A 14,967-nucleotide genomic window follows, 5' to 3' on the forward strand; every position below is an offset into this window, starting at 1 on the left:
CCCTCTAACTCCCCTATGAGGAGAGAATACCCTCCGGCCTTCCGGCCACCTCCCTCTAGGGAGGATAGTTCGGAGAGGGAATAAAGGCGATAGACTGAAAGCTGTATTTAATCATGAGATCAGCCCGTCCCTATGAGTCTGTTTGCGGAACCCCCTGTCATCCCCGATTGTGCCTGGAAACGTCCCCTTGGTTTGGGATGGGATCACCCCTACACCGTCCGCTATGGCAGTAATTTAGACGATGGCCCCTGGCATGGGATGCCCCTCGGTGGGTTTGGGGCGGGCTGCATCGGGCGATCGCCCCGGGGAGATTTTAATCTGTGGCATTTAGATGCGGGGGAACACACCTTTCGCAATGCTGGTGCTTGTCAATTTAGTGTCTTTGAACAGCCGGAGGGAGAAGTAGCCCAAGCCTACGCCATGAGTACCGTCGCCCCTGAGGATGGCACCTTGGGCAGTTGGCAATGGTATCCCGCCGAAAAAGGCACCTATGCCGCCTTATACCCGCGCAGTTGGTACGAATATCAAGGGGTTTTCGCCGCAGAGCTGACTTGTGAGCAGTTTTCGCCGATTATTGCCCAGAATTACCAAGAAACCAGTTATCCCGTCGCTGTTTTTGAATGGACGGCCCACAATCCCACCGATAAGCCGATCACCGTCAGTATTATGATGACTTGGCAAAACATGGTGGGGTGGTTTACCAAAGCCCAAAAAACGCCGGAGGTGGTGCTGCGGGATGACGGCTCCCCGGTGTACGAATACCAATCCCGTTGGGGCGATAGCACTGGCAATTTAAACCAATGGGTGCAAGACCGCTACCGGGTCGGCTGCCTGCTGAATCGGGTGCGGCCCCATGCGGATCTCAGCGAAGGGGAAGGCCAACTGTGTTTTGCGACGGTGACGAATCCAACCCTGGAAGTCTTTTATCACAACCGTTGGAACCCGGTGGGGGATGGCCGCGATGTGTGGGATTATTTTGCCGGGAATGGCTCCCTGCCAGACATTGAAGATGAAACACCGGCTGCGCCTGGGGAACAAATTGCCGGGGCGATCGCCGTACGCTTTACCCTCCGACCCGGCAAAACGAAGAAAATCCCCTTCTTTCTCGCCTGGGATTTGCCTGTGATGGAATTTGCGCCGGATATCACCTATTTCCGCCGCTACACAGACTTTTTTGGCCGGAGTGGGAATAATGTCTGGACGATGATCCGCACGGCGATGAAACATAGCGATCTCTGGAAAGAACGGATCGCGGCCTGGCAACAACCGATCCTGGGGCGGGATGACCTGCCGGATTGGTTAAAGATGGCCTTATTTAATGAGCTGTACCTCTTAACCCAGGGGGGCAGCCTCTGGACGGCGGCCACGGAAAATGATCCCGTCGGTCAGTTTGGGGTTTTAGAATGCCTCGACTATTGCTGGTACGAAAGCCTCGATGTGCGGATGTATGGTTCTTTTGGTTTGACGATGCTCTGGCCGCGACTGGATAAAGCGGTGCTAGAAGCCTTTGCCCGGGCGATTCCCACCAGTGACGATACCCAACGGATGATCGGCTACAACAAGACCATGGCCACCCGCAAAGTCGCTGGGGCAACGCCCCATGATCTGGGGGCACCGAACGAACATCCTTGGGAAGCCACCAATTACACCGCTTACCAGGATTGCAACCTCTGGAAAGATTTGGGGTCAGATTTTGTCCTGCAAGTGTACCGGGATTTTGTGATGACCGGGGCCGAGGACACGGAATTTCTCTGGAGCTGTTGGGGAAGTGTCGTCACAGCCCTTGATTACCTGAAGATCTTTGATCTAGACGGCGATGGCATTCCCGAAAATGGGGGCGCACCGGATCAAACCTTTGATGACTGGAAGCTTAAGGGCATCAGTGCCTACTGTGGGGGGCTGTGGATCGCGGCCCTCGAAGCGGCGATCGCCATGGCAAAAATCCTCCAACAAAGTCCCAGTCACTTTGAAGAACACCAAAATCAAGTCTCCGCAGCAGAATTTGAGCAGGCGATCGCCACCTACCACACCTGGCTCGACCAGGCCCGGCCCCTCTACCAGGACACCCTCTGGAACGGCAGCTACTACACCCTAGATACGGGGAGTAATTCCCGCGTGGTGATGGCCGATCAACTGTGCGGTCAATACTATGCCCAACTGCTCAATCTCCCCGATGTGAACCCCGGCGATCGCACTGCCACAACCCTAGCTACCATTTACACTGCTTGTTTTGAAAAATTCCATGGCGGTCAATTTGGTGCGGCCAATGGCCTCAACCCCGACGGCACCCCCGAAAAAGAAAATGACACCCATCCCCTCGAAGTGTGGACAGGGATTAACTTTGGCATTGCCGCCCTAATGATTCGTAATGGGATGCAAACCGAAGCCCTGCGGATGGTGGAAGCCGTAGTGAAACAAGTTTATGACAATGGGTTACAGTTCCGCACCCCCGAAGCGATTACGGCCAATGGTACCTTCCGCGCCTGTCACTACCTGCGGGCCATGGGGATCTGGGCGATCTACGATGCCCTAGGGGCAATCTAACGCCTCAACTAGGGGCAAAAGGGAAGATCCTCACCAAATTTGTCACCGTCCCCTGCTAGTTTTTACGAGCCAACAGGACAAAATAGAAATAGCGGGCAAAATTAGACTGCGATATTTTCCTCCCCCAGCCCGTGGAACTCCAGGCTGCTGATGAAACGTTTTCCCTTTTCCCAAGCCCTGATTTATCTTGGTGCTGCCTCGGTCTGTACCCTAGGGATTGCTGTGATCTTTGGTTGGTATTTGCGCCTGCCAGAAATCATTCAGCTTCATCCTAGTTTTGTGCCGATGCAATTTAATACGGCCCTGGGGTTTGTGTTGGTGGGGCTGGCTATGTTTGCCTTGGGGCCGATGAAAAGAGTGGCGATCGCCCTAGCGATCCTCATCGGCCTCTTGGGGGGATTGACCCTAGCTGAATATATCTTTGGCCTAAACCTCCCCCTGGATGAACTTTTCATGCGCCATTACATTGTTGTGGCGACCTCCCATCCAGGACGCATGGCCCCAAATACCGCCCTCTGTTTTTTCCTGACCAGCATTGCATTGTTCTTGATTACGCAGCCGCAACAAAAAAGAAATTTGCTGGGGGGAAGTTTTTTGGGGGCGTCGGTGATGGGATTGGGGACGGTGGCTTGTTTGGGCTATCTTGCGAATATTGAGACGACCTACGGTTGGGGAAAGCTGACGCAAATGGCGGTTCATACCTCCAGTGGTTTTATCGTGGTGGGTCTGATCGTCATTCTCCAGGCGCGGCAGTTGAGTTTACAAATTCACCGTCGGGTATCAAATTTTTTCTTTCCTCTGGCATTGTTATGGCTGGGATTAACCTTGACGATCGCCCTGTGGCAAGCTTTTTTTTCCCATAGACTGCTGCTTGATGAGGAGACGACCCAGAGCTTATTTGAGCACCCGGTGGCCTGGGGAATCCTGATTTTAGGCAGTTCTTTGTCTTTGGTATTGGCGATCGCCGTGTGGTTTGCGATCCGTTTGCAGGCCCAGGTCGAAGCGTTAAAACAGGCCCAGCAGAAAATTTTGATGTTAAATCAGGAACTTGAGGAACTTTCCCACTTGGATGGGCTGACGGGCATTGCTAACCGCCGCATGTTTGACCTCACCCTAACAAAGGAGTGGCAGCGGGCGGTGCGATATCAGTACCCCTTGGCCCTAATGATGATCGACATTGATTTTTTTAAAAACTACAACGATCACTATGGGCACCAAAAAGGGGATAAATGTATTCAACAGGTTTCCTCTTGGGTAAATTTGATGGCCCGTCGCCCAACAGACTTGGCGGCCCGCTATGGAGGGGAAGAATTTGTGCTGCTATTGACCAATGTCGATTTTGCGAGCGCGAAAAACATTGCCCAGGAACTGATCAAGGCGATCGCCAAGGCCAAGATTCCCCACCCAAAGTCACCGATCAGTGAATTTATTACGATCAGCATCGGTCTCCATGTGGCCCAACCCCAACCCCAGGCGGATATGGGGCACTTCATTTTTCAGGCCGACAAAGCTTTATATCAAGCAAAACATGAAGGGCGCGATCGCATTGTGACATCGAGGGTTTCGGGGTAGAACATCACCCCTCTATGGGAGAAATTCATGGGGCTTGCTAGCTCACCGGCCAACTGTTCCCCTCTTGAGAGGGGTTAGGGGAGTGTTAGCTCCAGGGCCACCCCTCTAGCTCCCCTCTAGGGGAGAGAGAACACCCTCCGGCCTAGCGGCCACCTTCCCCAGGGAAGGATCTATTTGGTGGGGGGATGGGCCATTTTAGTTTGGACTTCGGCGGCGCGGCTAAACCAACGTACCAACATCCCCGCTAGACGTTCATGGTTGTGGCGGACATAGCCTGTGTCTGGGTCTTCGTCCATGATGTTGGCAATCACCACCCGTCGCCTCAGTCGCCCTACTTCTTCGCGGTCGAGAAATACAGGGTGGGAACGTTCGAGGGCATATTTACGGAGGGCCGCTTCCGACGGCGATCGCTGGTGGACAAGGACAGCATCGAAGAGTTTTTTGCCACAGGCGCGGTCAATGGCTTTGATGTGGTCAGCAACGGTATAACCATCGGTTTCTCCCGGTTGGGTCATGATATTGCAGACATAAATCCGGGGGGCACCACTACGGGCGATCGCCTCACGAATTTCCGGGACTAACAAATTGGGGATCACGCTGGTATAGAGGCTCCCCGGCCCCATGATAATAAAATCGGCTTCTTCAATGGCCTTGACTGCTGCGGGGAGGGCTGGCGGATTTTCGGGCCAACAACCCAACTCCATAATGTGTCCCCCAGCCTCTGGAATATTAGATTCTCCTTCTATAACTCGGCCATCGGCCATCCTCGCCCAAAGCTTTACATCACTGAGGGTCGCTGGCAAAACTCGACCGCGAATCGCCAAAACCTTAGAACTAGCCAGCACCGCCTGTTCGAGATCTCCGGTAATTTCGCTCATGGCCGTGAGAAATAAATTGCCAAAACTATGGCCCACTAACCCATCACCAGCCTTAAAGCGATATTGAAATAATTCCGTGAGGAGTCTTTCTTCGTCCGCAAAGGCCGCAAGACAGTTACGGATATCCCCCGGCGGCAGCACACCGATTTCCCGGCGCAGTCGTCCCGAAGAACCACCATCGTCGGCCACGGTCACCACAGCAGTAATGTTGCTGCTGTATTTTTTGAGGCCCCGCAATAGGGTAGAGAGACCCGTCCCACCACCAATGGCAACAATTTTCGGCCCTTTATTTAAGCGCCGGTGGTTGTGGAGCATATCAACTAGTTCTTCGTCCCCATCGGGATTTAGCACCGTGGTAATTGCCCCAAAGGTGCGATTTTGGCCCCAGAAAATCAGACTCAAACCAGCGGCGATCGCCACTGGCCCAGAAATATTACTCGGAACCACCGCCGTTAACCATTGCAGGAGTGCGCCCATCAAAGCCAACAGCCGGGAAACAGGGGTTAAATTCAGCCAAATCGCCAACCCCAACGCCGTAAATAGAACCCCCAAAGCACTCATCAAGAGCCATCGCTTGACCGAGAGACCCGGCATCATCCATTTGAGCCAATGGTTGAGGCGATGTTGTGGGTGATTTTTAGTGACTGCCATTGGTCGTGGATAGGCCCGGAGGTTTTTGCGGAAAGGACGACGAAATGGGTTGATCAGCATAATGGTGCATCGTTGAACAGCAGAGTCACCCCAGGGGGAGCATTGCTTAGGGTTGTTAAAAAAAAGAACACCCCAAGATCAAACAGGAAAAGAACCCCTTTTTTACAAAAATTTCCAGAATTTTTGCCTAGGTCTACCATAGGGCGGAATGGCGCTTCTGAATGTAACAAACTCCACGCTTATACCCTTGATTTGCGGGGTAATAGTCCAATGATGGGCAGAATTTAGATTTTTGGTGGACTGGCCCCGTCACCATGAGTATAGGCATTTAAACGGGGGGAGCGAGGGGAAATTTCCCCCAGAAACCTAAAAAAAGCCTAAAATTTTCTATTGATAAATTACTTTTTAGTGATATACTTATATTTAACGACCAGCTTAGTCACTCAGCTGCTGTCTTTGTGAACCATGCTCTTTCGCCAACTTTTTGACTACGAAACCTATACCTACACCTATCTTGTGGCTGATCCAGAAAGTGGTGAGGCGGCCTTAATCGACCCTGTGATTGAGCAAGTGGAGCGGGATCTTAAGCTTCTGCAAGAACTGGGTTTGACGTTAAAGTATTGTCTCGAAACCCATGTCCATGCTGACCATGTGACGGGAACGAGTCGGCTCCGGGAAAAAACGAACTGTTTGGGGATTGTCCCCCAGGGGGCAGAAGTCGCCTGTGCGGATCGTTCCGTTGCCGATGGGGACGTGCTCAAGGTCGGTTCCATCGAAATTCAGGCGATCGCCACCCCCGGACACACCGATAGTCACATGGCTTTCTTAGCAAATGGCACCCATCTATTCACGGGGGATGCCTTGTTTATCCGGGGCTGTGGCCGCACTGACTTCCAGAGTGGTGATGCAGGCACCCTCTACGATTCGATTCAAAAACTATTTCGTTTACCCCCCGAAACCTTGGTTTATCCGGGCCATGATTATCGTGGGCAAATGGTTTCGACCATCGCTGAAGAAAAGCAATTTAACCCCCGCCTCAAAGGCGATCGCCAAGCCTTTGTTCACCTGATGGATAACCTCAATCTCCCCGACCCGAAAAAGATTATGGAAGCAGTGCCCGCAAACCAAGCCTGTGGCAATGTTTAACTCTTTTTTCCTGGCAAGCAAGCCATTTTTCGTCTCGGATTACACCCAATCATCACCATTTTTTTTAGTGCAATGACTACTACCCAACAACAACAATTACTTGAACTTTCACCCGCCGAGTTTGCTACCCAGGTCAATTCTCCCAATACCGTCGTTTTCGATGTGCGCGAACAGGCTGAATACGCGAGAGAACACGTGGCGGGGGCGCAAAATATTCCCCTGTCTCGCTTGACCGTAGACACCGTGCCCCAGACAACGAAAAATGTGATCCTTTATTGTCAAAGCGGCAATCGCTCCCGACGGGCGGCAGAATTATTCTTTGCGGCAGGCTATTACCAAGTGGCCCATTTTGACGGCGGATTTACGGCCTGGAAGGGCGCTAACTTGCCCTACAACGAAGATAAAAAAGCGCCTTTACCGATGATGCGCCAGGTGCAAATTGTCGCCGGGGGTCTAGTCCTCGTCGGTACATTACTGAGTGCGTTTGTCTCTCCTTGGTTTTTGCTACTCACCGGATTTGTCGGCTCTGGGTTGATGTTTGCGGGCTTTACGGGCTTCTGCGGCATGGCGAAAATTTTGGCCCGTCTCCCCTACAACCGAGTCAAATAGATTTAACGAACGACATTGCTCCCCACAGTTGCTGGGGGCTTTTTTTTGGAGGATATGATGCAGCTCTTGGGATATTTTTTAGCGGCTTGTATTGGAATCAGTCTGGGCTTGATGGGGGGCGGTGGTTCGGTGTTGGCGGTGCCGATTTTGGTCTATGTGATGGGGGTTGACCCGAAAAGTGCGATCGCCATGACGTTGTTTATCGTCGGCATTGTCAGTGCCGTGGGTTTGGTGCCCCACTGGCGACAGGGGAATATTAACTTGAAAAAAGCAGGGATTTTTGGCTCGGCGACCATGGTCGGGGCTTTCCTGGGGGCGCAGTTAACCCGGTTACCCTTCATCACAGGGACGGTGCAGCTATTGCTGTTTGCGGTGATGATGTTGATCGCGGCGATTTTTATGATTCGCAAAAGCGGCAAGGCGATCGCCCACCAAGCAAATGAGCCACACCTTGAAGATTATCCGGCCCCGGTGTGCCGTTACTGTTGGCTGTGGTTGCTCACGGAAGGTTTGGGGATTGGCATTTTGACGGGGCTAGTGGGAGTTGGTGGGGGCTTTGCGATTGTGCCCGCCCTGGTGTTACTCGGTAAAACGGAAATGAAAGAGGCGGTGGGCACTTCCCTGGTGATTATTGTGATGAATGCGATCGCCGGATTCCTGGGTTACTTTGGCCAGGCTGATGTGGTTTTTGATTGGCATCTGATGGTGAACTTTACCTTTGTGGCGAGCCTGGGAATTTTGCTCGGCGGCTACAGTGGTCGCTATTTCAATGCAAAACAACTCCAAAAGGGCTTTGGGTATTTTCTCTTGGCAGTGGCGGCTTTTATTTTGTTTCAACAGCGCGATCGCCTACCCCGGTTGACTACCTTGCCCGAAACGACTGTGGCGATCGCCCAACAGAAATAGACAATCCCCTTAGCGAAAGCAATCTTTTGGTTTTAATTTTCCACGGAAAAAAATTAGAGTAGATACCCCAGATTTACTTTTTTCCCATCACCGTGTTACATTTCTACACATAACGCCTTTGATTTTCATAAACCAAAATTAAAGCGAGCCAACATTTTTCGCGCGTAGCCACCCCGCTAGTCCGAGGTTTGACCCCGAACCTCCAACGTTTTTGAGATAGCAATTGGCATCTACAGCGCAATGATTGTGGCACTTAATGAAAGAAAACATCCTTACAGAAACAGCGAACATCCAATTATCTGATGGCAAATAGCTTGGTTTCTTTCCCCGAAAAAATGTTCCACCAACGCCCTGAGATGCTGAGTGAATATGTCTCCTAACAACTTTTCCGTCCAAAATGATGTTTCCTCTGGCCTGCAAAATCCCGGAGAAATCACGGCGATTCTCGTCATTGAAGACGACTACGTTATCCGTAAACTGACTCGAAGAATTCTTACAAATGCTGGCTACATCGTTATCGAAGCGAGTGATGGTGAAAAAGGAATTCAGGCAGCCAAGGAATATCACCCGGATCTCATCATCTGTGATGTGATGATGCCCCATTTGAGTGGTTATGACGTTTTGGCACGGCTCCAGCAACAGGAAGCAACGGAAATGATTCCCTTCATTTTTTTGACGGCCCAAGCAGAGGGTCAGCAACTCCGCCAGGGAATGGCATCCGGAGCCGATGATTATTTGATGAAACCGATCCAAGCTGCAGAACTCCTCAAGGCTGTCGAAGTACGTCTCAACAAATACTCCAAGGTCAAACAATACTATTCCGAGCAGTTAAACCAACTGAGCGAGAAAGATAGTCTCACCGGTCTACCGAATCAAAATAGGATTACCTATGCTTTTGAAAAGGTGGTGGCACAGTTACCCCTCGGTCAAGAAGATAGTGAGACAGTGCCCTCCACTCCGCTTCTCTCCATTGGTCTAGACCGCTTTCAGCTCCTTAATGAATACCTTGGCCACGGTATTGTCAGCGCTTTACTCAAGCAGGTAGGCGATCGCCTACAACAAACCTTAGAGAAATACGGCACTGTCGTTAGTCTTAACACTTCAGAATTTTGTGCGATTCTTCATCCCCTAGAACATCGCCACGAAGTCGTCAACATTGCCGAAGAAATCCTCGCGGCCTTTAGCTCCCCCTTTACCACAGAAGACCAACAGGATGTCTTTATCAGCCTCAGCATCGGCATTGCCCTTTACATCAGAGATGGCATTACCCTTGATGAACTGCTCAGTAATGCCCACACAGCCATGTTGCGAGTTCAAAAACAAGGGGGCAATCAACACGCCTTCTATTCCGTCGCAATGAACGTGGGCCGCTTGAATACGGTTTCCCTCGAAGCCGACCTACGGCAAGCTCTCGAACGCAACGAACTCGAAGTTGTTTACCAGCCGAAGATGAACTTGCAAACGGGCAAGGTGGTTGGTGCCGAAGCCCTCTTACGCTGGTTTCACCCAACCCGTGGTTTGGTTTTGCCCAATCAATTTATTTCCCTGGCCGAAGAAACCGGTTTAATCATCCCGATTGGGGAATATGTCATGGAAGAAGCCTGTTGCCAATTGCGTCGTTGGCAGCTGGCGGGCCTCAAGGACTTTTATATGTCGATTAATCTTTCGGCGAAACAATTTACCCAACTCAATCTGCACCATCGCCTCAGCCAAATTATTATCAACAATCAATTGCAACCCCAAGATATCCAACTGGAATTGACAGAAAGCACCCTCGTGAACAATGGGGAAGTATCGATACGACGTTTAAAGGCCTTGCGGTCTTTGGGTTTGAAAATTGCTTTAGATGATTTTGGCACGGGTTATTCTTCTTTAAGCTATTTGCAGCAGTTTTCCTTTGATACCCTCAAGCTAGATCGTTCCTTTATCCATGGGATTCATCGGAACCGTGTTAATGCGACAATTATCACCGCAATTATTGAAATGGCCCACAATCTCAACCTTAAGGTAGTTGCTGAAGGGGTTGAAGATGAGGGAGAGTTGGAATTTTTGACGCGATTTAACTGTGATGAAATCCAGGGCTTTTTGTTTAGTCGTCCCATCAAAGCAGAGGAGTTTTTGAGCTCTCCTTTCATGGATCTTGAGCCCTATAGTTCTCCTTTTATGGATTTTGAAGCCTATACGGATGTTGCTTAGGTCACCGAACTGTTCCTTTGAACTCGCTTAAATCAAATCAAGAAATAAGATCACCCCGGTCAAAGTTTTCAGAAAACAGCACCATGGTGATCTTGTTTTTTGTGAGTTATCTTCCGGGCAGACCCAAATGCATTTTTTGAATAGCAGGAAGGAGAAGTTCTGCCTGGGGTTGGGGAGTCGGGGTCACAATAGTACCGGGTAGACAAGGGCCAAGCTGGAAATTTACTTCCTGGGGCCGGGGTTGCCAACCTTCTGGGCAGGTCAGAGGTTTAGGTTGAGCCTGCTGAGGACTTGGTAGAGGCGTGGCAATGGTACCGGGTAAGCAAGGGCCAAGCTGGAAATTGACTTCCTGGGGACGGGGGGCCCAGCCGGTCGGGCAACCGCTAGGGGGTGGCGGCGCTGCGTTAGCACTAAAGCTACTCCCCATTAAAATCATGGTGCCAAGCATTAAACCTTTGCCAATGGTGTGTCGTGTGATTTTCATTGATCTGTTCTCCGAAGGATATGTTTCATTTCGTGGTGCTATGTAGTGGCCGGGTGGCAGACCCTATGCACTTGGCGATCGCCTGACCCACAACCTACGGGAGAACAAAAAACTGCGTCGGCCTTCTTCTTTAAAATTTCAAAGCTTGGGCCGTTTTGACCAGTTGAATAAATTCACTGCGATAGCCTTCGGGATCTGCTCCTTTGCTGCCCTGGGCCAGTTCTAAAACTTGATCAAAGGAACTTTCGCCACGGTAGGGGGAGTCCCGCAATAGCATCCCAAATTCCGCTACCGCCGCCGCAAACCGAAAATCTGGAGAGGCTTGATCTAGGGGTGTACTGTCATTGGCGATCGCCTGGGTGATCAGTGCCGAATTATCGCCAGTGGGGGGTTTATAGCGGAGCTTCAATTGCAGCAATTCCCCCGCAAAATTCCCCGAATTGGATTGCGTTTCTTGGTATTTCAAATCATCCACCGTCGGCAACTCAACGGGCGAATCAATGCCCACTGGCACAATTTCATAGAGGGCCGTCACCGTATGGCCAGCGCCCAGTTCCCCCGCATCTTTGGTATCGTCATTAAAATCCTGGGCCGCTAACAGGCGATTTTCGTAACCCAACAGACGATAAGCCTGCACCTGGGCCGGGTTAAATTCCACCTGAATTTTCACATCCTTTGCCAAAGTTAAAAGCGTGCCACCCATTTCCGTCACTAGCACTTTTTTCGCTTCGAGGATGTTGTCGATGTAAGCGTAATTCCCATTGCCATTATTGGCGAGCTGCTCCATCTTGGCGTCCTTGAGATTGCCTGTACCAAAGCCCAGCACCGTCAGAAAAATATCCTGTTCCCGCTTTTGTTCGATCAGACGAATTAGTTCTGCATCGCTGGACATCCCCACATTAAAATCCCCATCGGTGGCCAGAATAATTCGGTTGTTGCCATTATCGAGAAAGTTTTCCGCCGCTTCCTGGTAAGCCAATTCAATCCCTTCACCACCCGCCGTGGAACCCCCTGTTTCTAAGTTATCCAAGGCCGCGAGAATGGTTTCTTTTTCAGCCCCAGACGTCGAGGGCAAAACTAAACCTGCCGCCCCGGCATACACCACAATGGAAACGCGATCCTCTGGGCGCAACTCGTTCACCAATAACCGAAATGCTGACTTGAGAAGCGGCAATTTATCGGGATCATTCATCGACCCCGACACATCAAAGAGAAACACCAAATTGCTGGGGGGAAGGGCTTCATTTGCAATTTCTTGGCCCTTAATGCCAATGCGGAGGAGTTGGTGCTGGGGTTGCCAAGGAGCTTGGGAGAGTTCGGTGCTAATGGCGAAGGGTTGATCGTCCGGAGCCGGATAGTCATAGGTGAAATAATTAATCATCTCCTCTAGGCGCACCGCATCAGCGGGAGGAAGCTGACCATCATCTAAAAAGCGCCTGACATTACTATAGGCCCCAGAGTCTACATCAAGGGCAAAGGTAGACAGCGGTTCAGTGCGCACCAATTGGAAAGGATTATCGCGGATGAGGTTGTAATCTTCTTGGGAAAGATCTGGCGCTTCCTGGGGAATGTCTCCATCGGGAGGAGGCATCACCGGCATGGACTCCGTTTCTGCCACTTGGGGGGCCATGGCATCCATCCCTGTGTCTGAAGTTCTCTGGGAGGCCATCTGACAACCCGCAAGGATCTGTCCCCCCAACAAACAACCACTGAGGAGGAGGGTGAGGGAACGTTGGGACAACGGTTTACGAGATGATGAAGTGGCCATGGGCTGACCTCCAGGAGAAGAATTACCTTCAACCTAACACCGTCTTTTGGGGCGATCGCCTAGGTTCAAAAAACTGTAACGGCAGGAGTCAATGGGGATTGAATTCCCTGGGCAATCGTGGGTTAGAATGAAACACGCTCAACGCCAGTGCTTACCAATGTCCCTCAGTCTTTACAATACCCTCCATCGTCGTTCTGAATCCTTTGAACCCCTCGAAGCTAATCGGGTGCGGATGTACTGCTGTGGGATTACGGTATATGACTATTGCCACCTGGGTCACGCACGCACCTGTTTGATCTGGGATGTGGTGCGACGTTACTTGCAATGGTCAGGCTATGAGGTGCATTACATCCAAAATTTCACTGATATTGACGACAAAATTCTCAATCGGGCGCGGGCGGAAAAAAGTTCCATGGGGGCGATCGCCGAAAAATTCATCGAAGCCTATTTCGAGGATATGGAAGCGCTCCACATTCAACCCGCCGATGAATATCCTAGGGCAACCCACAGTTTAGATGGGATTCAAAAGCTGATCCACGACCTAGAACAACAGGGTTTTGCCTATGCGTCTCAGGGGGATGTGTACTATGCGGTGCGCAAATTTGAGGGCTATGGGAAACTCTCTGGCCGCAAATTAGACGATATGCAAGCAGGAGCCAGCGGTCGCGTCACAGAAGATCCTGATCCCGATGCGCCGAAAAAACATGACCCCTTTGATTTTGCCCTCTGGAAAGCCGCCAAAGCAGGAGAACCCGCCTGGGATTCTCCCTGGGGTGCTGGTCGTCCCGGTTGGCACATTGAATGTTCCGCGATGGTGCGCGATCGCCTAGGGGAAACCATTGATATCCATGTGGGGGGCAGTGACTTGATTTTCCCGCACCACGAAAACGAGATCGCCCAGTCGGAAGCCGCAACGGGTCAGCCTTTAGCAAAATATTGGCTGCACAATGGCATGGTGAAGGTGGAAGGGGAAAAAATGTCCAAATCCCTCGGCAACTTCATCACGATCCGCGACCTCCTGCAAAAATATGACCCGATGGCCGTGCGTTTGTTCATCCTCCAGGCCCACTACACCAAGCCCCTGGATTTCACCGACGAAGCCCTCACCGCTGCGACCAAGGGCTGGGAAACCCTTAATGATGCGCTGCTATTTGGGGCAGAACATTTGGATACGAACAATATCACTGCGGACAAGGGCATCCTGGCGAAATTTAAAGCGATTGTTGACAATGATCTCAATTTTTCCGGTGGACTGGCGATTCTTTTTGAATTGGCGAAGGAACTGAAAAAAGAAAGGAATATCCTCGTCCACGAAGGTAAACTTCAGCAAAATCCGCAAATTCTCGCCTCCCTCTGGCTCACCCTTAAGGAATTGGCCGATATCCTCGGTTTTGTCCCGGAAACAAAGCAACAGGCCGCTGGTTTAACCGATGCTGAAATTGAAGACTTGATCCAACAGCGTAAAGACGCCCGCGCCAATAAAAACTATGCAGAAGGCGATCGCCTCCGGGATTTACTCACCGAAAAAGGAATTGTGCTGGTGGACAAACCAGGCGGCATTACTGAGTGGCACCGGGAGTAAAAAAAGAACTCTTAGTCCCTCTTCATAAGAGGGATTTAGGGGGATGTAAATCCCCAAGCTAACCCAACATGATGATATATATTTTCACTGAGGCAAAATCCCATGACAGATTTTTTTGGGTTCGAGCAGGACTTCATTGCATCGCTGCGCTGCATTCCGATGATCATGCGCTACAAACTCGATACCTGCGGCGTCAAAATGAAACTCGACCATTGGCACAAACTCACAGAGGCCGAAAAAACGCAATTGATTCAGATGCCCTGTGAAACCCCTGCTGAGGTGCAGCTTTACCACGAAACACTCCAAGGTCTGATTACAGAGAAAACTGGCACACCAGCCAAAGTCCTAGCCATTGACCCAAATCCCCCTTGGCTACAAACGGAAATTCCCGCCCAAGTGCTTGAAAAAGCCCGCAGTTGCAACGTAGAAATGACTCTCGATCAATGGCAAAATTTAACACCCCTGCAACGGTTTGCCCTACTGAAGCTGAGTCGCCCCAGTCACGAAAACCACAACTTTGTCCCTGCTCTACGAGAATTTGGGGTGTTGCCAGGGGTTCACACTGAGAAAAATTGAGCTACATTGAAAAGCCCAACCCCCTGTTCCCGTCTATTTTGTAGGATCAATCACG

At 51.0% G+C, this 14,967-nt stretch carries 11 protein-coding genes; 8 read left to right on the forward strand and 3 right to left on the reverse strand.

Annotation, left to right across the window (positions count from 1 at the left end; all coding sequences use genetic code 11):
• The first annotated feature begins 132 nt into the window (after positions 1-132).
• Together AWQ22_RS14635 and AWQ22_RS14640 are read left to right on the forward strand one after the other, a co-directional pair.
• On the forward strand, positions 133-2,544 hold the full coding sequence (locus tag AWQ22_RS14635) for a GH116 family glycosyl hydrolase (protein WP_065711571.1): 2,412 nt from the start codon (positions 133-135) through the stop codon (positions 2,542-2,544).
• A gap of 150 nt (positions 2,545-2,694) precedes the next feature.
• Positions 2,695-4,116, forward strand: coding sequence for a diguanylate cyclase (locus AWQ22_RS14640; protein WP_065711572.1), 1,422 nt, complete (start codon positions 2,695-2,697; stop codon positions 4,114-4,116).
• Positions 4,117-4,286: 170 nt separating this feature from the next.
• Here AWQ22_RS14640 and yvcK read toward each other — a convergent pair whose 3' ends face one another.
• Positions 4,287-5,705 carry a gluconeogenesis factor YvcK family protein gene (gene yvcK, locus AWQ22_RS14645; protein ID WP_062436397.1) on the reverse strand — a complete coding sequence of 473 codons (1,419 nt, stop codon included), beginning with the start codon at positions 5,703-5,705 and terminating at the stop codon, positions 4,287-4,289.
• Between the two features lie 405 nt (positions 5,706-6,110).
• On the opposite strand from yvcK, the gene AWQ22_RS14650 reads away from it, so the two are divergent.
• The 4 genes from AWQ22_RS14650 (at position 6,111) to AWQ22_RS14665 (ending at position 10,502) form a co-directional block, all read left to right on the forward strand.
• Positions 6,111-6,791: an MBL fold metallo-hydrolase gene (locus tag AWQ22_RS14650; protein WP_065711573.1), complete on the forward strand. Its 681-nt coding sequence runs from the start codon at positions 6,111-6,113 to the stop codon at positions 6,789-6,791.
• Positions 6,792-6,863: 72 nt separating this feature from the next.
• Positions 6,864-7,400, forward strand: a complete 537-nt coding sequence (locus AWQ22_RS14655) for a rhodanese-like domain-containing protein (protein WP_065711574.1) — start codon at positions 6,864-6,866, stop codon at positions 7,398-7,400.
• Between the two features lie 54 nt (positions 7,401-7,454).
• On the forward strand, positions 7,455-8,306 hold the full coding sequence (locus tag AWQ22_RS14660) for a sulfite exporter TauE/SafE family protein (protein ID WP_030008065.1): 852 nt from the start codon (positions 7,455-7,457) through the stop codon (positions 8,304-8,306).
• 369 nt (positions 8,307-8,675) lie between these two features.
• The gene (locus AWQ22_RS14665; RefSeq protein ID WP_232321570.1) at positions 8,676-10,502 is read left to right on the forward strand and encodes an EAL domain-containing protein; all 1,827 of its coding nucleotides are present in this window, start codon (positions 8,676-8,678) and stop codon (positions 10,500-10,502) included.
• 106 nt (positions 10,503-10,608) lie between these two features.
• On the opposite strand, the gene AWQ22_RS14670 is transcribed toward AWQ22_RS14665, so the two are convergent.
• Entirely contained in the window at positions 10,609-10,986 is a 378-nt protein-coding gene (locus tag AWQ22_RS14670; protein ID WP_065711575.1) for a hypothetical protein, read from the reverse strand.
• Positions 10,987-11,116: 130 nt separating this feature from the next.
• Complete coding sequence (locus tag AWQ22_RS14675; protein WP_065711576.1) at positions 11,117-12,754, reverse strand: VWA domain-containing protein; 1,638 nt, start codon at positions 12,752-12,754, stop codon at positions 11,117-11,119.
• 157 nt (positions 12,755-12,911) lie between these two features.
• Between AWQ22_RS14675 and cysS the strand changes: the two genes are divergently transcribed.
• Together cysS and AWQ22_RS14685 are read left to right on the forward strand one after the other, a co-directional pair.
• On the forward strand, positions 12,912-14,336 hold the full coding sequence (gene cysS / locus AWQ22_RS14680) for a cysteine--tRNA ligase (protein ID WP_065711754.1): 1,425 nt from the start codon (positions 12,912-12,914) through the stop codon (positions 14,334-14,336).
• A 102-nt stretch (positions 14,337-14,438) separates the two neighbouring features.
• Positions 14,439-14,912: a nitrate reductase associated protein gene (locus AWQ22_RS14685; RefSeq protein ID WP_065711577.1), complete on the forward strand. Its 474-nt coding sequence runs from the start codon at positions 14,439-14,441 to the stop codon at positions 14,910-14,912.
• The last annotated feature ends 55 nt before the right edge of the window (positions 14,913-14,967 follow it).

This window comes from Picosynechococcus sp. PCC 7117 (assembly GCF_001693275.1).
Lineage (GTDB): Bacteria > Cyanobacteriota > Cyanobacteriia > Cyanobacteriales > MRBY01 > MRBY01.